Here is a 23,964-nt window from a genome sequence, read left to right as displayed (position 1 = left end):
ACCTACCAACTTCGGGACCCCACCATGGACTTTGAAATCCCCGCGTGTCTGCGCGACCTGAAACAACACGCCGACGCAGCAAGCCTCGACCACCTCGACATGATCATCAACGCCACGTTGCTGGATTACCCCTTGCTGCAACGGCTGGCCGAACTCGACCCGCCGCCCTTGCACACCCCGTTGCTTGAGGGCACGCCTGAACACGCACTGGCCGCACAAGGCCCTGTGCATGTTCGCGTGTTCTGGGCACATACGGCCCAAATGAACTGGCTGGGCGCGTTTGTCAGGGCGTTCGAACGCGAGTCCCGCGTGCTGTCGCTGTTAAGCCCCTGGCCGTTCGACGCGTTGAGTGAGCACCTGCGTTATTACACCCAGGCGCATTGGGACAAAGGCGCCAAGAGCGGCATCCTGCGTTACTACGACAACCGGTTGTTCAAGCACATCAGTGGCGTGTTTATCGAAGACGCGGCTCGCGACTTCCATGCCCCCGTCATCAGTTGGCACTGGACCGATCGCGATCACAAAGCGCAGATCATCGGTGGCTATAACCTCCCCTTTCACGAATTTACCCGCCCCCGTACGGCCTTGATGATGGACGCGTTTCAGGTCGAGTCCGTGTGCATGTGGAGTGATGCCGAGCAATGGGAGAAAACCCACGGTCTGTCGAAACGAAACTACCGGGTCGGCAAGGAACAACGAGTCTCCCTGCTTTATTTGGGGCACCTCGCCGCCAGTGACCGCCGCCTTAAAGGCGAGGAACACCGGGCATTTATGATCGAGTGGCTGGCCCGACACCTGCCCGAAGACCTGCCGCAGAACGGTGGTTTGGCATGAGGCGCCCGCTCGCGCTTTGCCTGCTGGCCTGCCTTGCGCTGCAAGCGTGCAGCCAATCACTGCCCGACCGGCTCGGCGCGCCCATCGAGGGGTACAGCCACACCTCGGCGGCGATCAATTACTTCATGGTCAACGGCAATGGCGGGCCGAACATCGGCCCTTACGGCGGGGGCGGCAAGCAGAACTGCTGCGTGAGCATGCCGCGCAAGTGGCGCCCCGGCCTGACCGTGGTGGTGGAGTGGGAGAAGGATCCGAATACCGGTGACTCAGTTAACTGGCCCAAACCTCGCTACTCAGATGCTTGGCGAAAGGCCGCAAGAGAACACCAATCCAAATACACCCGCCATCGCGCCGTCGTGGAGGTGGCGCCGTATGAGCAACTCGGGTTGGTCAATGTGCACTTTCTGCCTTGCGATCAAGTCAAGGTGGCCGCCAGTCCTAGCTACCACGGTCGCCCAAATCACCCCTACAACTACCCAATGAAAATGGAAGTCCCTGCCGTATGTCCCGCACCCTAAACCCTGGCGCCTCACGCCGAAGGTCAGCACTTTGGGTGGCGGCTGCGCTGACCTGCCTTGCGCTTCAAGCGTGCAGCCAATCATTGCCCGACCGACTTGGCGCGCCTATCGAGGGCTACAGCCATACCTCGGCGGCGATCAACTACTTCATGGTCAACGGCAACGGCGGGCCGAACATCGGGCCTTACGGCGGGGGCGGCAAGCAGAACTGCTGCGTGAGCCTGCCCCGCCAGTGGCACCCCGGCCTGACCGTGGTGGTGGAGTGGGAGAAGGATCCGACGCCGCACGCCTACGGCAAATGGCCTGAACCCCCGTTTACTGATGCGTGGCGCGCGCGAATGAAGAAAGAGAAGCTCAACAACACCCGCCATCGCGCCGTCGTGGAGGTGGCGCCGTATGAGCAACTCGGGTTGGTCAATGTGCACTTTCTGCCTTGCGATCAAGTCAAGGTCGCCGCCAGTCCCAGCTACCACGGTCGCCCCAATCATCCCTACAACTACCCCCTTAAAATGGAAGTCCCTGCCAAATGTCCCGCACCTTAAACCCTGGCGCCCCACGCCGAAGGCCAGCGCTTTGGGTGGCGGCTGCGTTCGCCTGCCTTGCGCTGCAAGCGTGCAGCCAATCTCTGCCCGAGCGCCTCGGTATTCCCATCGAGGGGTACAGCCATACCTCGGCGGCGATCAATTACTTCATCGTCAACGGCGGCGGCGGGCCGAACATCGGCCCTTACGGCGGGGGCGGCAGCCAGAACTGCTGCGTGAGCCTGCCGCGCCAGTGGCATCCCGGCCTGACCGTGGTGGTGGAGTGGGAGAAGGATCCGAATGTCGGTGCGTCACGGTATTGGGGTGTCCCCCCGTTTTCTGATGCGTGGCGTGCACGAATGAAAGAACACCGATCCAAATACACCCGCCATCGCGCCGTCGTGGAGGTGGCACCGTATGAAAAGCTGGGTGCAATCACTGCGCATTTCCTGCCCTGCGACCAGGTAAAGATCTCTGCGGGCCCTACCTATCTCGGCATGCCTGATCACCCCTACAACTACCCCCTCAAAATGGAAGTCCCTGCCGTATGTCCATTACCTTGAATTCAGGTTCTCAACGCCCGGCCCCGGCGCCTTTAACGCCGACCCAGCCGTTCCCAACAGAGGGGCTGCTGCCGCGCACGTCCGAGGATGTGGCGCTTAACTACCGCACACAGTATCGGCCCAAACTGTTGGCGGCCTATGCGGCTAAACGGGCCGCCAAGGCGGCGGGTGAAACCTATTCCGGCGCGCCGTGCATCAATGTGCTGAACATCACCCTGTGTTTCGACGGCACCAACAACCACGAACCCTCGGACAAACTCGGTCAACCCCCGAGCACCAGCAACGTCGCGCGGCTTTACCACGCCAGCGTCGGTGCTGACCAAGGCACAGAGCAGACCCGGGCGAACACAAGCGGGTTTTACGCCTATTACATGCAAGGGGTCGGCACCGAGTTCAAGGAAATTGGCGAGTTCGAACCACGAGATCTGGGGCTGATCGGCGCGGTCGGCGGTGAGAACCGGATCAATTGGGGCATTACGCGCCTGCTGGATGCGGTGGGTCGGGCCTGCGGCGAAGACCCGCTGACCGTGGATGCAGCCTACGAGCTGGTGCAAAAAATGGGCACCTCGTTCACTGAAGAAATGCTCGGCGCGACGTTGCTCAAGAGTGGTGACAGCCGTCGGCGAGAGGCCCTGCACGCGCCGTTGCTGGCCCTGCAAAAAAAGGTCGACTACGTGCATGCGCGCAAGACCCAGCCGCGGATCATCGGCCTGCGCCTGTACGTGTACGGCTTTTCCCGGGGCGCCGCCGAAGCCCGGACCTTTGCCACCTGGCTGGAGAGTCTGACCCAAGTCGAGGTCGAGGGTGAAACCTGTTACCTGTTTGCCGGCCTGCCGATCTGCATTGCCTTCCTGGGCCTGTTCGACACCGTGGCCTCCACCGGCATGGCCTACGCGATGCCGTTCGCCGAGGGCCATATGGGGTGGGCCGATGACTCCATGCGCCTGTCGGACTCGGAGAAATTTCTGGAGCGCTGCGTGCATCTGGTCGCGGCCCATGAGCAACGCACCTGTTTCCCGGTGGACTCGATTCGGCGCAAGAACACCCCCGATGACCCGAGTTGCCCTTCGACCTACCGCGCCAACACGGTCGAATACCTGTACCCCGGCATGCACTCCGATGTCGGTGGTGGGTATTCGCCGGGCGATCAGGGCAAGTCGCTGGGTGGCCCTCAGGACGTGATGTCGCAGATTCCGTTGCAGCATATGTACGCCGAAGCTTATGCCGTAGGTGCACCGTTACAGGCTCCGAAAGACGTGCTCAGCGACGAACAGAGACAGGTCTGGCCGTGGCTGGCAATGGCGGAAGAAACAGAAATCGCCTTCGACATCTCCGAAACCCTCACCCTCCGTTTCAACACCTGGCTCGCCCACCACAAAACCGGCCCGCTGGAAGGCGCCTTGGCCGGTGAGCAGGCGCTGTTGACGGGGTGGCGGATCAATCGTTATGGCAGCTATCACTTCAGGACAACCTCCGCCTACCAGCATGTCAACGGCAAGGACATGACCCAGGAGGAATGGGATGCCCTTAAAGCGCTGCATGAGCGACAACTGGCCGAGAACAAGGCCAGCCATGAGGGCCAACCGCTCAAGGAATTGTCAGGCAGCACGCTGGCAACGCATCAGGAATATCGGGCGCTCAAACAGGGTTATGAACAACGCGTCGGCGCGGCACAACCCATCGACTTTAATACCCATAAAGCCTTTGAACCCACGCTCGATCAGCGCCAGATGGACAGGGCCATGATCGAATTCGGTCGTGACTATGACCCGAGCAACTGGTCGCTGGCGTTGGCCGGTGACGCCATCAGTTGGGCGACCATTCCTCATCTGCTGTTCGGGGGGTTGATATACCTGACCAACGAGCAGGATGAAGCCCAGGAATACCGTGACCTGCGCACCTTTGGTAACCAGGCTTACCTGGCGCTCTATGACTTAAAAACCGCCGAGCCCCTGACCGACACCGCTCGCACGCTCACCGACTTTTTCGACGAACAGGTCCACGATTCACGCGCCTGGTTCATGAACTCAACGGCCTTGGGCGAGCGCGAAGTGTTCAGTGATTACTTCCGCTACCGCTGCATCTTTTTCGACACCGAATCCAACAAGTCCCTGTCGCCGGTGGCGAGGGCCGGGCAAGTGATTGGGGTGGGTATTGCGGTGGCCAGTGTCGGTTTGAGCATCAAGCGCCACGACCCGCGTTATCTGGTGGGTCTGCTGATTCCATCGCTGGGCATCCCCGTGTTTCGCGGCAAGGTGGGCTTTCCGCAAGTCAGCGCGTTTGATTCTGTCACGGGCATCGCCCTGCCGATGCTGGACAATCTCGACAACATTCGGGCGTTCAGCAAAGACCCTGGCGATATGCTGAAAATGGTGAAGGCCTTGCCCACACCGCCGGCCCTCAGCGCAGAAACCGCGACCACGCCTGAGTTGCAAAAACTGCTCAAGGCCACGGAAACGGCGAAGGCTTTGGCGAAGGTTAAGGACCTGCTCGACACGTTGCCCGATGAATCGAAGATGGGGTTGTTGGATCAGGTGAAGGGAGCATTGGGTAGCGGGGTAAGTTGATGACCGCTTCGCAGCGGGACGCGTAGTTGCAAGCCTGCTCCCATAATGGAACGCACTCGTCCGTAGGAGCTGACTTGTCTGCGAATAAGCCCGGTACGGGCTTCCGGCAGGTTTGGGTTTAACTCACAATTTGCGCTTGCGCGGTGAGGGGCAAGACGGTATCTACAAGTAATGTTCTATTTCAAACGGTTATTGCTTGCTTGATAAGAGCAGGCTTGCCGGGATTAGAACCAGCGCCAGGATTTGGCGGGAGGTGCGGCTCGGAAAAAATCGCGTAATGCAGCGGCATCTATCGTGCGTTTTTTCGGGTTCAGCGCCAGCGCGGTTCGCAGGGCCGGCCAGCAGGTTTTGGGCAGGTGTTTGGGCTTTTTCAGTTTTCGGTCCAGTTTTTTCTCGCGGGCTTCGACGCCCGTCAGTCGCTGGAAAGGATGTTTGCCGCCCGCCAGTTCGAACAGCACACAGGCGACAGCGTAAACATCGGTGCTCATCGACAAGGGGCCGCCTTCGAGTAACTCGGGGGCCGCGTAGTTAGGTGTCCAGGCCTTGATGCGCTCGCGGCTCAGGGTCGGCAGCCCTGGAAGGACGCCGTCCATGGCCTGCCCGAGGCCAAAGTCGAACAGGCGCACGCCGTCTTCGGTGAGCATCACGTTGCTGGGCTTCAAGTCACCGTGCAGCACGCCTCGGCCATGGGCATGCGCCAGGGCGTCCAGCAATTCGATGGCGATATCGCGCAGTTCGATCCAGGGTACGCCGAGTGGCCGTTCGCACAGCAAGCGGTCCAGCGGCAGACCTTGCATCAGCTCCATGGTGATAAAGGCCCGCCCACAGGCCGAGTCCACGTCGAAATCAAACATCTGCATCACGCCGGGGTGGCGCAGGTGTCGGGTCAACGCGAACTCGCTGTACAGCAACGCGTTGGCATCCGGCGTTTCTGCGAACGCTTCGCCGAGGATTTTCACGGCTATCTCGGCGCCAGTTTCACCGAACTGCTCATGCAATAAATCCCGCGCCCGATAGACCGTGCCCATGCCACCGGCACCCAGCAAACGCTCAATGCGATAACGGCCAGCCAGCACGTCGGGCAGCGGTGGCAGGGGCTCGGTCATTGGCTGATCACCACGGCGGTCAGGTTGTCCCGAGCGCTGCCACACCGTACTTCGTCGAACAGCGTGTGCAGCGATTCAAGACTCATGGCTTCGCGCACCATTTCGTTGTCGAGGCCCTGATAAAACCCGTCACTGCACAGCAAAAACACATCGCCCGAACACACCTCCAACTCCAGCACTTCCAGCTTCAGCTGGTCGGTGGCACCTATGGCGCGGGTCAGTGCGCGGGCGTTGGGGGATTGGCTGGCTTGTTCGGGCGTCATTTTTTGCTCGTCGATCAGTTGCTCCAGCAGCGAGTGATCGCGGGTCAATTGATGCAGACGACCCTCGCGCAGCAGGTAGCAACGGCTGTCACCCGCCCAGACACAGGCGCCGCGTGTGCCGTCGATCAACAGTGCCACCACCGTACTGCCCATGATGCTGTCGCGGCGATCCGGGGTGATGGTCAACTCCTGACTCATTCGTCGATTGAGCCAGTGCAGACACTTACGCACGGCAATCACACGCTCGTCGAAGCTGCCCTCCTCGGGCAGTTCGGCGAGGTGGGTGATAATCATCTGGCTGGCGACATCGCCACACTGATAACCGCCCATGCCATCGGCGACCGCCCACAATCCGTGCTGCGGACAGTCAAGAAACGCGTCCTCGTTGCGCGCCCGCACCTTGCCGGTGTCGGTACGCGCCACACTGCGCCAAGGGTTGGCCGGCCCCATCAGAGCTGCGCCGGCAGACGGAAGCTGCGTAAGGCTTCGACGTCGAACGGGTTCGGCGAGCGCTGACTGAGCAACAGGTAGTTGGCGCGCAGGCCACCCACATCGGCCTTGAGCACCATCACATCGCGGCCTTTCAGGTATTCGGTTTGCATCAGATCGAACAGGCGGAACAACGACCACGGGCCGGTATTTTTCTCGATGCCCACCGGGCGACCGACCATTTTTTCCAGCACCAGACTCGTGCGCCCGTCTTCGGCGTCAGTTGGCCAACTGAACGACATCGGCACAATCGGACCGTGGCGGTAGTCCATCTGCTGATTGCCGAATCGGAATTCGGCACGGCTCACGGTTGGGTCCAGGGTGTAGGGCTCAAGCTTGAATTGCACCTGTGGCTCGTTCGAGTTATGCGCAAAGAAGCTTTGACGGATGACCTGCACGTGGCCCATTTGCGCCAGGTACAGACGAGACATCGGCAAGCTGCGGCCGTCGATGCTGCGCAGACGGTAGTTGCCCGCGCTGCCACTGACGAAGGGCCGCATGTAGGTGTCGAAGAATCGATCCGCAACGCCTTGGGCCTTGAAGAACTCGCGGAAATCGCTGATGGCGACGTCGCTGGTGCTGTGGGCATTGAACGGATAACGCTGATGCAGCGCCTTGCTGTAGAACGCGTGCAGTTCCGTCTGATAACGCTGATTCAGGTACTGATAGGTGTCGTCGAGCACCAGCATCCAGGTGTCTTCGGCCAACACGTCCAGCCAGCCACTGATGGGGCGTGGCAAACGGCTGGTTGCACCGCGCAGGCTATTCAGCGCATCACGCTGGCCGCTCATGCGCAGCTTCGCCATTTCGTAAGCCGCCTGTTCCGGCTGACTGGAACGCGCCAGGCTCGCGACCTGCAATTGCAGATCGTTGAGCGCTTGCAGGGTTGGCATCAGCTCTGCTGCCGGACCGTTGTTGGCGTCCAGCAGTTGATGCAACGGTTCGAAACGGCGCTGCATGGATTTCTTTGCAGTGTCCGGCAGACTTTTGGCGAGTGTGCCTTGCGCCTTACCGGCTGCCGCAGCGGCGACTTTGCCTATGGCGCCCAATTTTCCGCCCGCATCGCCGACCGCTTCGGCCAGTTGCTCGGTGCTTTCGCTGAGGTCCGGGAAACGGGTGTTGTCGCGTACTTCCACCAACAGTTGCAGCAGCGGTGAATTGGCGGCAGTCAGGCCAGCAAGTTGACTAGCACCCTCGCCCGCGCTGCTGAATGGCTGCAAACCCATTTGGCCGATGGCTTCGCCCCAATGGTTGGCGTAGTCACGGAAATACAGCTGCTCCAGTTCGACCATCAAGCGCCGCAAGTCCATGCCGCTGATGCCGGTGCTTTCACCCAGTACCCAGTTATCCCGCAGGATTTCGTTCACCAGACTCGCACCCTGGGTGGTGAAAAATTGCTGATAACCGCGTTGGGTATAGAAGCCAGGAATCAGGTAATCGGTGCCGCTGAACAACGCGCCTTGTGGGCCGAGGTGCTGGCTGAGGCGGTATTCCGGCAAGCTGTGGGCTTGTTCACGCAGGGCGCGATACACCACAGCGGATTGCGATTCGGCCCGCAGGACCTGACGTGCCTGGGCCACCAAACCGTCGTTAAGTGGATAGACAAATCCGTGTGTGAGCAGGCGACTGAAATGCTCGTTCAAGCCGTTCTGCACCGGGGCGTTGCCGATGTAGCGCAGCGACCAATCGGCTGCAACCCATTCCTTGAGCCAAGTCGAATCACGGCGCTCGGTGAGGTTGAGCATCAGGTAGGCGCGCAGGCTGCCCAACAGCCGTTCGCGGTCGTTCATGTTGGCGCGTACTTGCGCTTCAAGGGTGCGGGCGACGCGTGGCAACAGCTGTTCTTTCAATTCACGCTGGTAGGCATCGTCGAGCACCGGGTAACTCGGCTCGCCCTGATAAAGCCCGTTGCGTTCATGCAACTGCACATCACTGAGCGCAGGGAATACGCGACTTGCAGCGTAGCCCGTGTCCAACAGCTGAAGCGCCGCCATGGCGTCATCTTGAGGCCCCAACTCGGCGTGCTGTTTAGTCAGGTTTTGCGCGAACTCTCGCAGTTGTTCAAGACGGCTGTGGTTGGCAGAAAAGCCAAGGGCCCAGAGCAGACCGCATACTCCCAGCGCAGAAAATGCCGTCACGTACAACGCACGCTGACCCCAGTGGATACGGCGGCGCTCGCGCTTGTTGAGGCCCGCGAGTTCGGCTTCGGGGAAGATCACTCGGCTTAGCAGGTGATTGATGAAGCGGGCCGAGCCGGTGAATAGCGGAAATGCCGCGTCGCTTTTTCCTGCGCCCTTGAGCGGGACGCCTGACTGAGTGGCGCTGGTCAGATAGAAGCCACGAAGTCGGCTGGCACTTTGGTAGCGATTGCCGCCCAATGTGTCCTTCACGAACTCGCACAGGCCTGGGCCAATCGCGCCCAATTTATGCGGGAAATCGAGAATAACGGCACTTCTCTCAGGCACACGCTCCTGATGCATGCGCGTGATCACCTGGCTATTGAGGCGTTGCAGCAGTGCTTCAAATTCCTGGCGCAACACCTTGAGATCATTGCCGTTCTGATCATCGGCAAAGCTCGCACCCAACACCTGATCGCTCTCCTGTTTTGTGAGCTGATCGAAAAACACCTCGAAGCCCGCAATCTCATCCGCTTTGCTGAGCACCAGGTACACCGGCAGATCAACGCGTAGTTGCTGACGAATATCCTTCAGGCGGCTGCGCAATGTCGTTGAGAGACGCTTTAGTTCATCCGGCCCATCGCTTTTTTTGCGACCCAACAGCTCGGCTGGAACCGTAATGATGACCCCATTGAGTGGTCGGTTTCGGCGACGCATGCGCAGTAGATTGAGGAGGGTTTTCCAGGTGTGTTGGTCAGCATCGTCCTTCGAATCCAGAGCGGATCCACCGGTATCAATCAACACACCCTGTTCACCGAAGTACCATTCGTAAAACGTTGGGCTCGGCTCTGCCTTGGTGTCGACTTCGTTAAGTGGAAACTCCAGACCCGAGTGTTTCAGCAGGCTGCTCTTGCCGCTCTTCTCCGGGCCGATCAACAAATACCACGGCAAATCGTTGCGCCAGCGCTCGCTGCGTCCGCGATACAGGCTGGCGGTTTTCAGGGTTCGAAGCGCTTTTTTGAACAGTTTGCGCAGCCGCTTATCTTTATTCGCGATGTCCTGCTCAAGCTTCAGACGGGCGTTGCCAGCCTCGCTTCCTTCGGCTTCCTGTTTACGCTGTGTGCTCCGCCAGCTTTCAAAAACGACGAACAGACCCCATGCCAGAAACAGCGCGCTGATGCTCAGCAAACGAGCGCTCGCGTCTTCCCAGAACTTGTAATCGTCAACGGCCAGCAGCGGCCCCAGAAACCACACTGCAAGCGCGGCCAACAGGACCAGCAACAGCGTCCAGACCCACGTCTTTCCGAGGAAGGTCGCCAGCTTTTTAAAGAATATTTTCATCGTGCTTCCCTGCCCTGCAACGGCGTTTGAGTCGTTGCAGCATCAAGCTGACGGTAAGGTTCAAGAACAGTCTCGCGCTGTTCGCTCAGTACCCAGGCGAACCCGGAATACATGACCGCCAGACACATCAGGGTGAACAGGACGACCAACCACCACGGGACGATGCGCACCAGGTTTCGGCGCTTGTCCTGGAGGCCATGCCAATGGGGCGACAGCTCACGCGGAACGTCGCCGCGCAGGTGGCGAATGGTTCGGTAGAGGCCATCGCGGATGTCTTCCAATTCGGTCTTTTCCTGGCCATCGACGCCGTATTTACCCCTGAACCCCAACGCCATACATAGGTACATCAGTTCAAGCAGGTGCAAGTGCTTGACCGGGTTGACGCTGTAACGGGTCAATATCTCGAAGAACGCTTCACCCCCAGAGGTTTTCTGGTGAAACTCGTTCAGCAGGGTCGTCTTGGACCATGTACTGCCCTCGCCTGCCTTGGTTTGCAGCACCGCCTCATCGACAAAGGTACAGAGCACATAGGACGCGTCATTCAGCAGATGACGCTCGGCGCCGAGCTTTGCAGCATGTGCTTGATACCCCTTTAGGTCAGCCAACAACGTGCTGTGTAGGGTTTCGAGGCTGGCCTTCTTGTCCAGTTTTTTGAGCCCCGCAACGGCCGACAGCACATGAGCGGCTGCGGCGACCAGCGGGTTAATACTTGCGCTGTAGGTGTGGAGCGAATGGCTTTGGGCGGATTGGTTTTTTTGGGCTTCCAGATCCTGGGTCTGGGTCGAAGCTGTCGCACCCGTCAGAGGCTCTATGCCAGGGCCGGGGCCAGATGCACCGTTGAAAACAGTTAAGTCATCCGCGCCGAGTTGTTTATCTGTCGTTAGATCACTCATTTCTTGATCGCCCAAAAATCGAGTTCAAGGGCAGCGATTTCGCTAGACACATGGAACGCAAAACCACCGGACTTCTTCAGTTGCGCCGATTCCTCGGTGTCCAGATCAAGAATGAAATAGGCCTTATCGGCGTGAAACGCGAGTTCCCGGGGGGCGACGGGCAGCGGTCTGAGCTTGAAACCCGGCAGGTGTAAATTGACCAGATTGCGGATGGTTTCAACCGTGCCGATCTTGAGCTGGGCAGGCAGGCGATTGCGCAGTTCTTCAGCCGTGCAATGGGCACCGGCTACCAGCACGAAGGTCGAGCTGTCGAAATGTTGGTGGTCGGCGATTATTGCGACCTGAACACCGTAATCGCGGGCAGTGATCGGCAGCGGCGTCGCATGTTCTTCAAGCACCATCGCCATCAATTGGCGGAAAACATTCAACAGCGCCTCAAAGCTCAGGCTCAGATCGCTGTGTCTATAGTTGAGCGTCACGGGTACGCGCCTGTTGGCGCTGGCGAAAGTCGATAACTCACCCACCACCGTCAGCAGCATGCGGTACAACTCCTCGGGGTGAACGTGTTGCAGATCTTTGTAATGAAGCAGGATCAACTGCGTCCGGTTCATCATCTGCATGAGCATAAAATCACCCACCTCAGAGCCGCCCATCTTGCCGTTGGAGCTCAGGCGCTCGGCCAAGGCCGCACAACGGGTGTCCACCAACCGGATCACTTCGTCCAAACGTCTCAGCAAATACTTCGAAGCCTTGGAATGAATGACCGTCGGCGAGTAACTGTCATTCATCGTGACCCCGCCATCCTCCGTGCAATCAGTGATCTCTCCCACCTTCAGCGTTACAAAAACCTGATCGCTTTGTTGCTCGCCCAGCAGCAAACAAAAATTCGGTCGGCCGCAGTGCACCTGACTTTCAATGCCCTCCCCGGCATTTGAATTGGCAATCGACATGTCGTAGATGGTGTAGCGCGCCAGCACGTCTTTATCTGTCTCCTCTCGGGCTTCGATGTAGTTGCCTGTCATCAGCGGCAGCCCGAGGTAGACCGCGGTTTTGCCGATGTTCTGCGGCACTTGCACCATCAGCGGCTCGATAAGACCCTCCAGGTTAAACAAGCTTCCGTCGGGGAGAATGCCGCTTGCGCGACTGAGTACCAGCTTGCCGATTTTTAAAGGTTCTACCTCGATCTCCAGCTCAAGAAACCCCCACATGTAACGCCCCAGCAACTGGGTGCGGGTTTTCATCTGGTGGTCGTAATAACGGTCGTTGTGCTGGAAGTGCTGTGGGCGCAGAAGCATGCCTTCGCGCCAAATCACTTTATGGGCGTTCATGGTCAGTCTCCTGCCGTGGCGAGTGGATTAAGCGCGTTGTGGATACCGGCCTGATCCAGGCGCAGCTCGGCGTAGGTCCGCTCGGTCGGCGACAGCTGGATCACATAGCGCCATTTGGTTTCTGGCAGGTCACGGTAGGCCGCCAGCACGCCGACATAGCGGCTGCCACTGTCGACGCTGAGCTTGAGGTCGATGCTTTCGCCCGGCCGTAACTCCAGCTCTTCACCGGCCACCCAATCGGGCGCCAGCGATTCCTTGGGCCGTTCATACAAGCTGAAAAAATCGCCATTCTCGAACGCCACCGGGTTCTTCAACTCCAGCAAGCGCAGCACAATCGGCGAGGGTCGACCGTGGAGGTCGGGGTTGAGTTGGTCACTGGCCGTCAGCTTTAAATCCAGCTTGGTCAGTTTGGAATACGGCGACAGCGTCGAGCACCCCGCCAGGAGCAACAGGGTCGCCATGGCGGCCAGAGTTTTGAAACGGGACATATTCAAACTGGACATGCGCATCATCCTTGGTAATCGGTGTGAAGACTGTCGACCAGCCGGACCTGTTCTTCGTAGGCTTGGGCAAAGTCGCGCGCCAACAGGCGTTCGCTCCAGTCATCGTCCTGGCTCAATGCCTGGTGATAACGGCCATATGCGCGCCACTGGCTGCCGGCTGTGGCAAACAGCGGGTTGTGTCCATCACGCTCGAAACGCAGGGTCAGGTGCTGCGGCGCGAAATGCTCCAGGGTGCTGCGCAGGGCCGCGCGGCTGGCGCTGAGCAAAGCCACCTGGTGCGCTTGCAGGTCATGAAACGTCCGACTGATCGCCTGTTCCGCGCTTAACTGCGGCTTGCTGGCGAGCAGCAAACTGTTCACGGCTTCGCTGGCATTCACGGCATGCTTGAGCGGATTTTTGTGGGTGTACTGCCCAGTGGTCAGTGCCAGGCGCAGTTCGTTTTTCAGCTCGCTGCGGGTGCGCAAACTCTGCTGCAAGCCGCCCACACACTGCTTGAACAGTCGCGCAGTGTTGACCGCCAAGGCTTCTCTGCCCTCCGGGTCCAGATCATCGATGTCGATGCCTAGCGCCTGGGCAAATTGTTGCCAGAACGCTTCGCCCTGACGTGCTGGTGGTGGTGCCGGTGGCGGCTCGGGAATGGGCTCAGCAGCCGGCGCCACCAACGTCGGGGTCCGCACGTGCTCCCTCTCGATGGGCGCGTAGTCCGCGCACTGCTGCGGTTCTAGCACGGGCATGTTCGAGGCGACTGGTTGATCCACAGAAGCCATTGGCATCTCCCCGAAATAGGCATCCTCGGGAATGGTCATCCCGCTGCCCGACAGTGGTGTCGGAAGGCTGACCTCGGCGGCCGGCTCGACCAAATCGCGCAGCACCTGCGCCCGGATTTTGAACCGGCCCAAATGGTACTCACCACCGTCGACGATGCGCTGTTCATCCCCGTGCTTCATCCGCTCGCCACTGGTGTTGTCCCAGGTACCGTTGGTGCTGAGGTCGGTCAGGCAAAAATGGCTGCCGCAATAGCTGACCAGCGCATGTTGGCGAGACACTTGGCTAGTGGAGTCGATAATCACCCAGCCGGAGTGCCCTCTGCGGCCAATCGAACCGCCCGCCACCGTGAACACTTTGCGGTTCACCTGCGAAGGGTCCGACTGTTCGCTGTTTAGTATTTCCAGAACCAGTTCCATTGTGCTGCTCTCCTTGCGGTCACTTGCCGCGATTGACCACATGCGGGTCACCCAGGGGACGATAGGTGTCGTCGTTGAATTTGTAGTTGCCGCTACAGCCGCCAAGGGCACTTGAAACGAGCAGCGCCAGCAAGACAGCCGGCCAGTGACGAACAGACATCAGAGGGTCTCCATGAGTGAGTGCAGGCAGAGCTGCAAGGGAACGGGATGGGTGTGAAAACGGGATCGACATGCGCGGCTCAACTCCCCACATCGCAAGCGCGAATATTCAAACGAGCCATGCGATACAGCAGGGTGCGTCGTGGCAGTCCCAGTTGGCGGGCGGCGATGGTTTGATTGCCATCGGTCTTGCGCAGGCAATCGAGCAACAAGCCGCGTTCGATCTGGCTCAGGCGTGCGCGCAGGTTCAGCCCACTGTCAGCAGGCTCCAGCGCACGCCGCAGGGCAAAGTGCTCGGGCAGTAACTCATCGCCTTCGCACAACAGGATGGCGCGCTCGACGAGCCCCTTCAGTTCACGGACATTGCCGGGGAAGGCGTAGCCACACAGGTGGTCGAGCGCGGCATCGGACCAGTCCAACTGATCGAGCTTGAGAAAGGTGCAGGCCTGACGGGCAAAATGCCGCGCGAGATCCAGCGCATCACCGCCACGGTCCCGAAGCGCTGGCAGCTCAATGGGAAATTGCGCCAGGCGGTAATACAGGTCTTCGCGAAAGCGACCATCGGCCACCCGTGCAATAAGATCGCAATGAGTCGCGGCGATGATGCGCACGTCGATTTTGTGCGTGTCGTTGGAACCCAACGGGCGGATCTCGCCTTCTTGCAGCACACGTAAAAGCTTGGCTTGCAGCGACAGGGGCATGTCGCCAATCTCATCGAGCAACAGGGTCCCGCCATCAGCGGCATCGAACAGGCCCATGCGGTCACGGTCAGCGCCGGTGAAGGCACCTTTGCGGTAACCGAACAGCTCGCTTTCCAGCAAGCTCTCAGGAAACGCCGCGCAATTCTGCACAATGAATGCCTTGGAGCTCCGCGACCCGCTGTCATGAATGGCGCGCGCCACGACTTCCTTGCCGGTACCGGTTTCGCCCATGAGCAGCACGGTATAAGGGTTATTCAGCACCTTGCCGATCAGCTTGCAGGTCTGGCGCATGGCAGGACTTTTACCGATCAGTCCGTAGCCACTGGCGACCGGCACCACGTCGACCGAAGAAGGCGGCGCGCCGGGTGATCGGCGCGATGGCTGCAGCAGGCGCATCTGCCCTAGGGCGAACGCACCCAGTTGACCCAGCGAATCGGCGAATCCCGCGAGTTCGCGATGATCACGGCTCGCGCAGACCAGCAATCCGCTGACGGCCTTGTGTTGATCGAGCAGGGGTACGCACAGCAGCGATTTCCAGGGCTTTGCGCCTGGTGGCAGAAAATCGGTCTCGTGCAGGCTGGCATTCAACTCACACAGGCTGACCACTTTGTTCTGGCACAACGCGTATTGCAGCAACTGCTCGCCATCGTAATCCGCAGGCAGGCTCGTGGCGGCTCTTGGCTGTAAAAGTCCCTGCCAATATTCGGCATTCAGAATGAGGCGGGTATGCGTGGCATCCAGCAGATACAACTGGCTGAGTTCACACGCGCTGAGCTCGGCGGACGCACGCACGAAATCGCCAAGCAACGTCGCCCCATCGTCAGCCCGGGACAGATGGGTAAACTGCGCCAACAGCGCCTGAGCGAAACGCAAGGGTTGCGGCACATGTGTGAACATCACGTCCACCTCACGCAAACTCGCACACGACAGCGCCTTGCTCATCGAGAGTGGCGTGCACCCGCTTGAGCGTTTCTCCAGCAGCCATGGCGTCGAGCAGCCGGTCGGCAATCAGTGGCAGCACGTGGGAATCGAGCAAGTAGTCGATCAGGCGCGCGCCGCTATCGCTCTGGGTGCAGCGCTCGGCAAGATGATCGACCAGCGCCTGGCAATGGCTGAAATCCAATCGGCGTCGCGTCAGACGCTCGGCCAGACGTTGCAGTTTGATCTCGATCAGTTCGCGCAATACCGGGCCACTGACCGGGTAGTAAGGCACCACTCGCATTCGCGCCAGCAGTGCCGGTTTGAAGTGCTGGCTGAGCACCGGGCGGATGGCTTCTTCCAGCGCTTCGGCAGTGGGACGATTACCGTTGCTGCAGAGCGCATTGATACGCTCGCTGGCCAGGTTCGAGGTCATCAGGATCAGCGTATTGCGAAAGTCGATTTCGCGCCCCTCGCCGTCATTGGCGATGCCCTTGTCGAAGATTTGGTAGAAGAGATTCAGGACGTCGGGATCGGCTTTTTCGACCTCGTCGAGCAGCACCACCGAGTACGGCTTCTGCCGAACCGCTTCGGTGAGCATGCCGCCTTCGCCATAACCGACATAGCCAGGTGGCGCACCGATCAACCGGGAAACGGTGTGCTTTTCCTGAAATTCGGACATGTTGATGGTGGTGAGAAAACGCTCGCCGCCGTACAGTAAGTCCGCCAGCACCAGCGCGGTTTCGGTTTTACCCACGCCGCTAGGACCGACCAACAGAAAGACCCCGACCGGCGCATCCGGTTTATTCAGCCCGGCCGCGGTAGCGCGCATCGAACGATCCAGTGCATGCACCGCCTGCTCTTGCCCCCGAATACGCGCGCGCAAATCGATGGCGAAGCTGGCAACCCTGGCATTGTGTTCGCGCGCCATTTGCGCCAGAGGCACGCCCGTCCAGGCGCTGATCACTTCGGCAACCTGTCGCGGGCACACCTCAAAACTCACCAGTCGTTCCAGCGCTTGCGCCTCAATCAGCGTGCGATGGGTTGCCTGCAATTCGGCTTCAAGGGCCAGCAGCCCGGCTGCTGCATCCTCAGTGGTTGCACCGACTTCATCGTTTTCAACGGAGCGCGCCTGGGCCACTTGCTGACGTAGCTCAAGTAGGCGTTCCGCGAGCTGCCGTTGTTCACCCCAACTTTTTTCCAGTGTTTGTTGTTCGCGCTCGGCTTCTTCAAGACGCTCTTCCAATACGCTCAATGCGTCTTGATCGATCAGCAGTCCTGCCTCGGCATCCCGACGCAACGCAATACGTTGGCGCCCTCCTTCGGCCAACTCGCTGCGCACCCGCTCCAGACATTCCGGCGCGGCGGCGAGGCTGATGCGCACCCTGGCACACGCGGTGTCGAGCACATCAACAGCCTTGTCCGGCAGCAGTCGACCCGAGAGATACCGCGCCGACAATTCGGCCGCTGCCACGACCGCATCGTCACGCAGATAGATGCCGTGGCTCTTTTCATAAATCGGTGCCAGGCCACGCAGAATAGTGATCGCCTCACTGACCGTAGGCTCATGCAGCTGCACTGGCTGGAAACGCCGCGCCAATGCCGGGTCTTTTTCAAAATATTTTTTATACTCGGCCCAGGTGGTCGCAGCGATGGTGCGTAACTCTCCCCGGGCCAGCGCCGGCTTGAGCAGGTTGGCGGCGTCCGAACCTCCCGCCTGGCCTCCCGCACCGATCAAGGTGTGGGCCTCATCAATAAACAGGGTGATCGGTTTGGGTGATGCTTTTACTTCATCGATCACGCCTTTCAAGCGCCGTTCGAACTCACCTTTGACGCTGGCACCGGCTTGCAGCAAGCCCATGTCCAGCGACAGCAATTCGACGCCCTTGAGCGCCTGCGGCACTTCGCCCCGCGCAATGCGCAAGGCCAGCCCCTCAACGATGGCGGTTTTGCCGACCCCCGCTTCACCCACCACAATGGGATTGTTTTTCCGCCGACGGGCCAGAATGTCGATCATCTGGCGGATAGCCCCATCGCGACACAGCACCGGATCTAGCTTCCCGTCGCGGGCTTGTTGAGTCAGGTTGTGAGTAAAACGTGCGAGCAGCGACTCACCTGTTACAGCGGGTTTACCGGCAGCGTCCGGCTCGGCTTTTTCTGACAACGCAAAGTCCCTCAGGCGATCACCGTCCAACGTGGCCAGCAGTGCCTGATAACGACTGCCGGCGTAACGCATCGGGTTACGCAGCAGCGCCAGAATCAACGCGGACTGGGCCACCTGGCTCTGGCCCAGTTCCAGATTGGCAACCAGTAAGGCGTCTTGCAGCCATTGCACCAACTCGGGCGCAAACACCGGATTGCGCGAAGCGCTGTGCTCGACTCGCGGTTGCAATGCAGCAGCCAGCTCACCGGCATCGACCTGTGCATCCAACAGTGCTCGCGCCAACAACCCCTGCGGTCGCTCAAGTAGCGCGAGCAGCAGGTCTTCGACCAGGATTTTGCTACCGCCACGAGCCACACAACGCTCGGCAGAACCTTCCAGGTCGCGGCGGGTTTCGGCGTCGAGCGCCTGAATTAGTTGTTGCAGGTCTACGTTGATCAAAATCAGGCGTCCTTAATGGATTTTGCTGCCGAGGGTGACGATGCCGTCGGCGCGTTCGCGTCCGAGCCAGCTGGTCCAGCCAAGACGACAGTCGTTCTGCGGGTCGAGGCGCAGCTCACGAATTTCTTCATGACGCAGTACCAGTCGAATGTCGTAATCAAGCGGGTCTCGCAGGGTGAAACGCACCAGCGCGCATAACGGCTGATAGCCCGTGCCAATGGGGAGAAAGTCGTGAAAGCTCTGCCAACTCAGTTCGCGGATGTGCACGCGAAACTTGCCGCCGCAATCGCGCACTCGCTCGCCCAGCACAAGGTCCTCGCCCAGCCGGCTATTGGCGGTTCCCAGACGATTACGCTGCTCTTCGAGAATCTGCACCGTGCGCTCGATGCACTGTTCAATAACCAGTTCGGCGTGCTTGAAGTAGTACCGCAGCACGGCCTCGATCAGCGCTGCCGAATGAGCACGCAGGCTGAGCAGGCCCAGGTAAGGCAGCAACCGTTTCCAGTTCAGCTCCCTGGCTTCGCGAATAGCCTCACCACCCAGCCCGATCAAGGCGAAAAGCTGTGCCGAAAACGGGTCCTGCGCTTTGCTTTCGAAACGCGCTTGATAGCGATATTTGCGCCAGATCGGTAGCAGCAAACGTTGCAAGCGATGATGAAAAAGGTCGAGGAAATCGCGCGTCGAATTGCCCTCTTCGCGGTCCCCTAGAGCTTGCTCGCCATAGAAGGCGGGCAGCGGCGAGCCCGCCCCCATCAGGCTGATCAAGTTAAGACGCAGGCGCGCCCGCATCACCCCGTGCTCTTCAAAAAACTGCACGCGGTCTATATCGCTGCCAGGAAAGCCAAAGCTTGGGTTGGCCTGAAATTCCAGCAGGTCATACAGCTGCTCGTCATTCATCGGGGCGTTGGATTGACGCAACCGCGCCATGATCTGCGGCACCGCCTGGAAGATCGAATACTCGCGTATGGCCTTGCTCAACCCGCTTAAAGCAGGGGCTGCAGACCCATTCGTGGTGTCCATTGGTACTCCTCACCCTGTGTGCTTTTCACGTGTAGTTCGTGGTACGAATTGAGGCTGGCATAGAGCGCGAAGAACTCGTTGAGCACCGAAGCGAAGAGGAACAAATCGCCTTCGCCGACGTAGCCCTGAGGGTCGATGATCAGTTCCGTGCGCAAACCGCGCAGAGGCAAGCCGCGATGTAGACGGTCAACGGGTTGATGGCTGATGGACTTCAGGGCGTTAAGACGGGTTTTGCTGGCATTACGAGCCTGTTGGTCGTAATAGCGCGGCAGGTCGTAGGTTTCGAGAATCACCTTGAGCGCGTTGACGTTGACAAGGGACACGTAGTTCAGCGACATGTTGCTGATCAACTTCCACAAGAAGTCGCTATTCAGGGGGGGTGGATAACTCGACGTCGGGCTGAGGATATTGCGAAAAGTCAGGGACTCACGCGCACCTGAAGCCGCCACGCAGATATCCCCTTTCTTGAGCTGACGTGGCAAATTCTGATTGGTGCAGGTCAGTTCGATGGACACCGTGTCAGTACTGTCAGGGTCATGAAGGCCAAAACGCAGGAACGTGTCCAACCCCTCGTGCAGCAATGATTGACGCTGCCGAACGCTGTAATGCGGGCGGGCCTGTAACGCGTCGAAACTTGGGTCGTGCTCGAAGGACTCGAACGGCACGAACACCTTCGCATCAGCTTCACCCTTTTGACTGGCGCTCACGCTATCCACGGAAAACACACCGTAGTTCCCCCGATTCTTTTCATCGGGTAGCAACAGGTACTCGTCCTCCCTGCCATCAAACCTGATCGGCGACGCATGGTGCTTGAACAGATTGGCGATGGGCGTGCAATACAGCTTCACGTTATTCAGCGTCGGGCGCTGGCGCTGCATGCCGTTTTTATTGATGGTGAAACGCAGCAAGACACTCCGCGCGCGCTTGAGCGTGTCTTCAGGGATACGTCCGAGAACACCCAGCCCGGACAGGTCAACGAACAGAAACTTGTCCTGGAACGCAAAATATTCCTGCAAATAGCGGTAACCGCGAAAGGTGTTCAGCGGGTAAGGAATCAATGCCTCATCTTCGGCAAACCCGACGGGCTGGACGTTTTCACTTGGCAATAGGAATGACAACGTGTTGCCTAGATCCACACCTTTCATGTGCTCATGTTTAGCGTCCAACGGAATCACCTCAATGCTGTCCAGATGACGCAGCAGGCTGAGATGAAGCGTCTGGCTGATGTAGCGGTCACCGGCAAAGTGCAGACGAAGACGGCTTAGATCGAGCTCGCCAAGATGCCCGTCACACGTCATATCCAGCCGCAGCGTCAGCAGGGCGCCGTCGCCATTTTCCGAATAATTCAAAGCACCCAATTGCAGGGCCGATACCTCGGTGGCATAACACGTGCTGAAACCACACACCACACCATCAAGAGACTGACTTTCAACATGCATATTGCGTTCAGCCAAAAGTGCCGGACCCGCCTGCTTCAAGGGGTCGAACTGCAACATGCTGAACGCCGGCAACGGGCGCATGTAGTTCGGCCACAACAGGTACATCAACGAATGGGTCAGCTCGGGCAGCTCATCATCGAGTTTCTGTCGCAGACGCCCCGTAAGAAACGCAAAACCCTCAAGTAGACGTTCCACATCGGGATCACACCCGCTCTGCCCAAGAAAAGGCGCCAACGCAGGGTTACGTTCAGCGAAAGCACCGCCCAACTGACGCAGTGCGTTCAGTTCGCTTTGGTAGTACTGATTAAACGACACGGGCGATAACCTTCCTGCACGCACACTGCGTGGTTGATTTTTTCGGGTGCGACAGTGCCGCTTCAGATAAAAAATGTTCCACGTGGAACACGCGCTTTCGCTGATAACAAGGGAGGCTTGCTACTTAACCGTGACCTGTCCGTTGCTGTTCAGGCGCGCGGCAAAACTCACCAGGCGCTTGATGCCATTTACTTCGAGCAAACCCTCGATGGTGAATGCCAGTCTTAAGGGGTCGTTCTCGTTCGGAAGAGAATGGACTTTCACATCGGCCAGACGCGGCTCATACGCGCTCACGAAACCCTCTATGGCCGAGCCGGCCTGACTCAAGGACTCATGCAGGCTCAAGCTCATATTGTTCAGGTCCGGCAGCCCGTAGTCGGGAAGCGTCTGTACGCTGCCTGCACGAGTACTGAGCATTTTTGCCAAGTGGGCAGCCACCGAGTCCATGGCGCAATCCTCGCGACTTGATTCACTTCGCTTACGCGTGTCGCCGCCAAGGCGCTCGAAAAGGCTGCCGTATGCCGTCATGACGTTGCTCCGCTTACTCTTTGTCCAACTTGCCAACCAGCGACAAGGTGAAATCCGCCCCCATGTATTTAAAGTGCGGGCGCACGTTCAAGCTGACGCGATACCAGCCAGGCTCGCCTTCAACGTCGCTGACGACGATTTTTGCGGAGCGCAGCGGACGGCGGCCACGGACTTCAGAACTAGGGTTTTCTTGGTCTGCGACGTACTGGCGAATCCATTTGTTCAACTCTTGCTCAAGGTCGGTACGTTCCTTCCAGGAGCCCAGTTGTTCGCGTTGCAGCACTTTGAGGTAGTGCGCCAGACGATTGATGATGAACATATAAGGCAGCTGGGTGCCCAGTTTGTAATTCAGCTCGGCAGTTTTGTCTTCTTCACTGTTGCCAAAAAACTTCGGTTTCTGCACCGAACTGGCCGAGAAGAACGCAGCGTTGTCACTGCCCTTGCGCATGGTCAGGGAAATAAAACCTTCTTCCGCCAACTCGTATTCACGACGGTCAGAGACCAATACTTCGGTTGGAATTTTGGTTTCGATTTCGCCCATGCTGTGGAAGTGATGCAGCGGTAAATCTTCAACCGCCCCTCCGCTCTGTGGGCCGATGATGTTCGGGCACCAGCGGAACTTGGCGAAGCTGTCGGTCAACTTGGTCGCGAACGTGTAGGCCGTGTTGCCCCACAAATAGTGTTCGTGACTGGTGGCGACATTTTCTTTGTAGACAAAGGTCTTCACCGGATTTTCTTCAGGGTCGTAAGGATTACGCAGCAGGAAGCGCGGCACAGTCAGGCCAACATAACGCGCATCTTCCTGTTGCCGGAAACTTTGCCATTTGGCGAATTGCGGACCTCCGAAGTGATCTTTCAGGTCTTTCAGATCAGGTAAGCCGGTAAAACTTTCCAGACCGAAAAACTTCGGGCCCGCAGCCGCAATAAACGGCGCGTGTGCCATACACGCAATGCTGGAAACATACTGCATGGTTTTGACGTCGGGCGAACTTGGCGAGAAGAAGTAGTTGGCGATGATTGCGCCTACGGGCTCGCCACCGAACTGACCGTATTCAGCGGTATAAACATGCTTGTAAAGGCCCGACTGCATAACTTCCGGCGAGTCTTCAAAATCGTCCAACAGATCTTGCTTGGAAACGTTAAGCACCTGGATCTTGATGTTTTCACGGAAGTTGGTGCGCTCAACCAACAACTGCAGACCACGCCATGAAGCTTCCAGCGCCTGGAATTCCGAGTGGTGCAGAATCTCGTCCATCTGGCAGCTGAGCTTGGCATCGATCTCGGCGATCATGCGGTCAACCATGGCTTTCTTTACAGGCTCGCCGTTGTTCTGCGGCTTGAGCAACTCTTCGATGAAGGCCGAGACACCGCGCTTGGCGATTGAGTAGGCATCATCGTTGGGGCTGAGTCTAGTCTCGGCAATGATGCGGTCGAGGATGCCGCCTTCGAGTAGTTCAGTACTTTTTTGCTGTGCAGCTTTAGTGCTCATAGAGATGGCTTCCTTTGCTGATGAGGTCTCAAGCGTCCGGCGTAGCGGCGGCATTCATGCTCAGTTCACCCAGAACACGGGCACGCGCTTCATCGTCGGCGAGTACACCTTCGATAGCCTTTCGGAAAGCTGGCGCATTACCCAGCGGACCTTTGAGGGCCACAAGCGCATCCCGCAGCTCCATCAGTTTTTTCAACTCTGGAATCTGCTCGATCAGGTTGGCCGGGCCGAAATCTTTCATCGAGCCGACCTTGAGGTTGATCGCCAGCTCATCGGTGCAGCCCTCATCCTGAAGACGATTGGGTACGCTCAGCGTCAGGCGCAGTTTTTGGTTGGCCAGCACGTCGTCAAAGTTGTTTTTGTCGATGCTGATCGGCTTGCGATCCTCGACTTTGCGTTCATCCGCTTGCTGGGTGAAATCACCCAGTACCAGCAGCTTCAGCGGCAGCTCGATTTCTTCTTGAGCATTGCCAAGCGCGGGTTTAAAGGTGACGTTGATGCGTTCTTTAGGGGCAACCGAGCCTTCTTTGGCCATGGCGTTTCTCCTTGCGGTTATGACCCGAGGG

General features: G+C 58.8%; 19 protein-coding genes and 1 pseudogene. 5 read left to right on the top strand and 15 right to left on the bottom strand.

Translation table 11 applies throughout. The annotated features are described in order from the left end of the window. The first annotated feature begins 24 nt into the window (after positions 1–24). The 5 genes from ACVBEG_RS24555 to ACVBEG_RS24535 are packed head-to-tail and all read left to right on the top strand — an operon-like array spanning position 25 to position 5,003. Entirely contained in the window at positions 25–834 is an 810-nt protein-coding gene (locus tag ACVBEG_RS24555) for a DUF4123 domain-containing protein (RefSeq protein WP_447108377.1), read from the top strand. Further along, positions 831–1,352 carry a DUF3304 domain-containing protein gene (locus tag ACVBEG_RS24550; protein ID WP_323566051.1) on the top strand — a complete coding sequence of 174 codons (522 nt, stop codon included), beginning with the start codon at positions 831–833 and terminating at the stop codon, positions 1,350–1,352. The genes ACVBEG_RS24555 and ACVBEG_RS24550 overlap by 4 nt, the downstream gene beginning before the upstream one ends. Beyond that, positions 1,337–1,894 carry a DUF3304 domain-containing protein gene (locus ACVBEG_RS24545; protein WP_447108376.1) on the top strand — a complete coding sequence of 186 codons (558 nt, stop codon included), beginning with the start codon at positions 1,337–1,339 and terminating at the stop codon, positions 1,892–1,894. Before ACVBEG_RS24550 ends, ACVBEG_RS24545 begins: the two co-directional genes overlap by 16 nt. Continuing rightward, on the top strand, positions 1,879–2,436 hold the full coding sequence (locus ACVBEG_RS24540; RefSeq protein WP_447108375.1) for a DUF3304 domain-containing protein: 558 nt from the start codon (positions 1,879–1,881) through the stop codon (positions 2,434–2,436). Before ACVBEG_RS24545 ends, ACVBEG_RS24540 begins: the two co-directional genes overlap by 16 nt. Then, a complete protein-coding gene (locus tag ACVBEG_RS24535; protein ID WP_447108374.1) occupies positions 2,421–5,003 on the top strand; it encodes a T6SS phospholipase effector Tle1-like catalytic domain-containing protein in 2,583 nt (860 codons plus the stop codon). The genes ACVBEG_RS24540 and ACVBEG_RS24535 overlap by 16 nt, the downstream gene beginning before the upstream one ends. A 224-nt stretch (positions 5,004–5,227) precedes the next feature. On the opposite strand, the pseudogene ACVBEG_RS24530 reads toward ACVBEG_RS24535, so the two are convergent. The 15 genes and pseudogenes from ACVBEG_RS24530 to tssB all read right to left on the bottom strand — a co-directional run. Next, a pseudogene (locus ACVBEG_RS24530) lies at positions 5,228–6,091 on the bottom strand (serine/threonine-protein kinase); the annotation flags it as partial. A 14-nt stretch (positions 6,092–6,105) separates the two neighbouring features. Continuing rightward, complete coding sequence (locus tag ACVBEG_RS24525) at positions 6,106–6,822, bottom strand: PP2C family protein-serine/threonine phosphatase (protein WP_447108373.1); 717 nt, start codon at positions 6,820–6,822, stop codon at positions 6,106–6,108. Further along, positions 6,822–10,319: a type VI secretion system membrane subunit TssM gene (tssM, locus tag ACVBEG_RS24520; RefSeq protein WP_447108372.1), complete on the bottom strand. Its 3,498-nt coding sequence runs from the start codon at positions 10,317–10,319 to the stop codon at positions 6,822–6,824. The genes ACVBEG_RS24525 and tssM overlap by 1 nt, the downstream gene beginning before the upstream one ends. Beyond that, positions 10,316–11,212: a type IVB secretion system protein IcmH/DotU gene (gene icmH / locus ACVBEG_RS24515; protein ID WP_322177071.1), complete on the bottom strand. Its 897-nt coding sequence runs from the start codon at positions 11,210–11,212 to the stop codon at positions 10,316–10,318. Before icmH ends, tssM begins: the two co-directional genes overlap by 4 nt. After that, positions 11,209–12,540: a type VI secretion system baseplate subunit TssK gene (tssK, locus tag ACVBEG_RS24510; protein WP_447108371.1), complete on the bottom strand. Its 1,332-nt coding sequence runs from the start codon at positions 12,538–12,540 to the stop codon at positions 11,209–11,211. Before tssK ends, icmH begins: the two co-directional genes overlap by 4 nt. Positions 12,541–12,542: 2 nt before the next feature. Next, positions 12,543–13,043: a type VI secretion system lipoprotein TssJ gene (tssJ, locus tag ACVBEG_RS24505; protein WP_322177073.1), complete on the bottom strand. Its 501-nt coding sequence runs from the start codon at positions 13,041–13,043 to the stop codon at positions 12,543–12,545. A gap of 5 nt (positions 13,044–13,048) precedes the next feature. Further along, on the bottom strand, positions 13,049–14,227 hold the full coding sequence (gene tagH, locus ACVBEG_RS24500) for a type VI secretion system-associated FHA domain protein TagH (RefSeq protein ID WP_322177074.1): 1,179 nt from the start codon (positions 14,225–14,227) through the stop codon (positions 13,049–13,051). Between the two features lie 19 nt (positions 14,228–14,246). Further along, entirely contained in the window at positions 14,247–14,387 is a 141-nt protein-coding gene (locus tag ACVBEG_RS24495) for a type VI secretion protein (RefSeq protein ID WP_322218678.1), read from the bottom strand. A gap of 79 nt (positions 14,388–14,466) precedes the next feature. Then, on the bottom strand, positions 14,467–15,984 hold the full coding sequence (locus tag ACVBEG_RS24490; RefSeq protein WP_322177076.1) for a sigma-54 interaction domain-containing protein: 1,518 nt from the start codon (positions 15,982–15,984) through the stop codon (positions 14,467–14,469). A gap of 10 nt (positions 15,985–15,994) precedes the next feature. Further along, complete coding sequence (tssH, locus tag ACVBEG_RS24485; RefSeq protein ID WP_407074613.1) at positions 15,995–18,607, bottom strand: type VI secretion system ATPase TssH; 2,613 nt, start codon at positions 18,605–18,607, stop codon at positions 15,995–15,997. Positions 18,608–18,619: 12 nt separating this feature from the next. Then, a complete protein-coding gene (gene tssG / locus ACVBEG_RS24480; protein WP_322177077.1) occupies positions 18,620–19,627 on the bottom strand; it encodes a type VI secretion system baseplate subunit TssG in 1,008 nt (335 codons plus the stop codon). Beyond that, a complete protein-coding gene (gene tssF, locus ACVBEG_RS24475; protein WP_322218680.1) occupies positions 19,591–21,381 on the bottom strand; it encodes a type VI secretion system baseplate subunit TssF in 1,791 nt (596 codons plus the stop codon). The genes tssG and tssF overlap by 37 nt, the downstream gene beginning before the upstream one ends. Positions 21,382–21,501: 120 nt before the next feature. After that, positions 21,502–21,909, bottom strand: coding sequence for a type VI secretion system baseplate subunit TssE (gene tssE / locus ACVBEG_RS24470; protein ID WP_323565631.1), 408 nt, complete (start codon positions 21,907–21,909; stop codon positions 21,502–21,504). Between the two features lie 13 nt (positions 21,910–21,922). After that, the gene (gene tssC / locus ACVBEG_RS24465; protein ID WP_322177078.1) at positions 21,923–23,398 is read right to left on the bottom strand and encodes a type VI secretion system contractile sheath large subunit; all 1,476 of its coding nucleotides are present in this window, start codon (positions 23,396–23,398) and stop codon (positions 21,923–21,925) included. A 28-nt stretch (positions 23,399–23,426) separates the two neighbouring features. Continuing rightward, entirely contained in the window at positions 23,427–23,933 is a 507-nt protein-coding gene (gene tssB, locus ACVBEG_RS24460) for a type VI secretion system contractile sheath small subunit (protein ID WP_322218684.1), read from the bottom strand. Positions 23,934–23,964: the final 31 nt, after the last annotated feature.

Source organism: Pseudomonas sp. GG8, assembly GCF_052976945.1.
The sequence above is the reverse complement of the archived record's forward strand: the minus strand, read 5'-3'. Positions and strand labels throughout refer to the sequence as shown.

Excerpts from the sequence above, each read along its gene's own strand:
- ACVBEG_RS24555 (WP_447108377.1), top strand. The coding sequence starts at position 25 with ATGGACTTTGAAATCCCCGCGTGTCTGCGCGACCTGAAACAACACGCC.
- ACVBEG_RS24550 (WP_323566051.1), top strand. The coding sequence starts at position 831 with ATGAGGCGCCCGCTCGCGCTTTGCCTGCTGGCCTGCCTTGCGCTGCAA.
- ACVBEG_RS24545 (WP_447108376.1), top strand. The coding sequence starts at position 1,337 with ATGTCCCGCACCCTAAACCCTGGCGCCTCACGCCGAAGGTCAGCACTT.
- ACVBEG_RS24540 (WP_447108375.1), top strand. The coding sequence starts at position 1,879 with ATGTCCCGCACCTTAAACCCTGGCGCCCCACGCCGAAGGCCAGCGCTT.
- ACVBEG_RS24535 (WP_447108374.1), top strand. The coding sequence starts at position 2,421 with ATGTCCATTACCTTGAATTCAGGTTCTCAACGCCCGGCCCCGGCGCCT.
- ACVBEG_RS24525 (WP_447108373.1), bottom strand. The coding sequence starts at position 6,822 with ATGGGGCCGGCCAACCCTTGGCGCAGTGTGGCGCGTACCGACACCGGC.
- tssM (WP_447108372.1), bottom strand. The coding sequence starts at position 10,319 with ATGAAAATATTCTTTAAAAAGCTGGCGACCTTCCTCGGAAAGACGTGG.
- icmH (WP_322177071.1), bottom strand. The coding sequence starts at position 11,212 with ATGAGTGATCTAACGACAGATAAACAACTCGGCGCGGATGACTTAACT.
- tssK (WP_447108371.1), bottom strand. The coding sequence starts at position 12,540 with ATGAACGCCCATAAAGTGATTTGGCGCGAAGGCATGCTTCTGCGCCCA.
- tssJ (WP_322177073.1), bottom strand. The coding sequence starts at position 13,043 with ATGTCCAGTTTGAATATGTCCCGTTTCAAAACTCTGGCCGCCATGGCG.
- tagH (WP_322177074.1), bottom strand. The coding sequence starts at position 14,227 with ATGGAACTGGTTCTGGAAATACTAAACAGCGAACAGTCGGACCCTTCG.
- ACVBEG_RS24495 (WP_322218678.1), bottom strand. The coding sequence starts at position 14,387 with ATGTCTGTTCGTCACTGGCCGGCTGTCTTGCTGGCGCTGCTCGTTTCA.
- ACVBEG_RS24490 (WP_322177076.1), bottom strand. The coding sequence starts at position 15,984 with ATGTTCACACATGTGCCGCAACCCTTGCGTTTCGCTCAGGCGCTGTTG.
- tssG (WP_322177077.1), bottom strand. The coding sequence starts at position 19,627 with ATGGACACCACGAATGGGTCTGCAGCCCCTGCTTTAAGCGGGTTGAGC.
- tssE (WP_323565631.1), bottom strand. The coding sequence starts at position 21,909 with ATGACGGCATACGGCAGCCTTTTCGAGCGCCTTGGCGGCGACACGCGT.
- tssC (WP_322177078.1), bottom strand. The coding sequence starts at position 23,398 with ATGAGCACTAAAGCTGCACAGCAAAAAAGTACTGAACTACTCGAAGGC.
- tssB (WP_322218684.1), bottom strand. The coding sequence starts at position 23,933 with ATGGCCAAAGAAGGCTCGGTTGCCCCTAAAGAACGCATCAACGTCACC.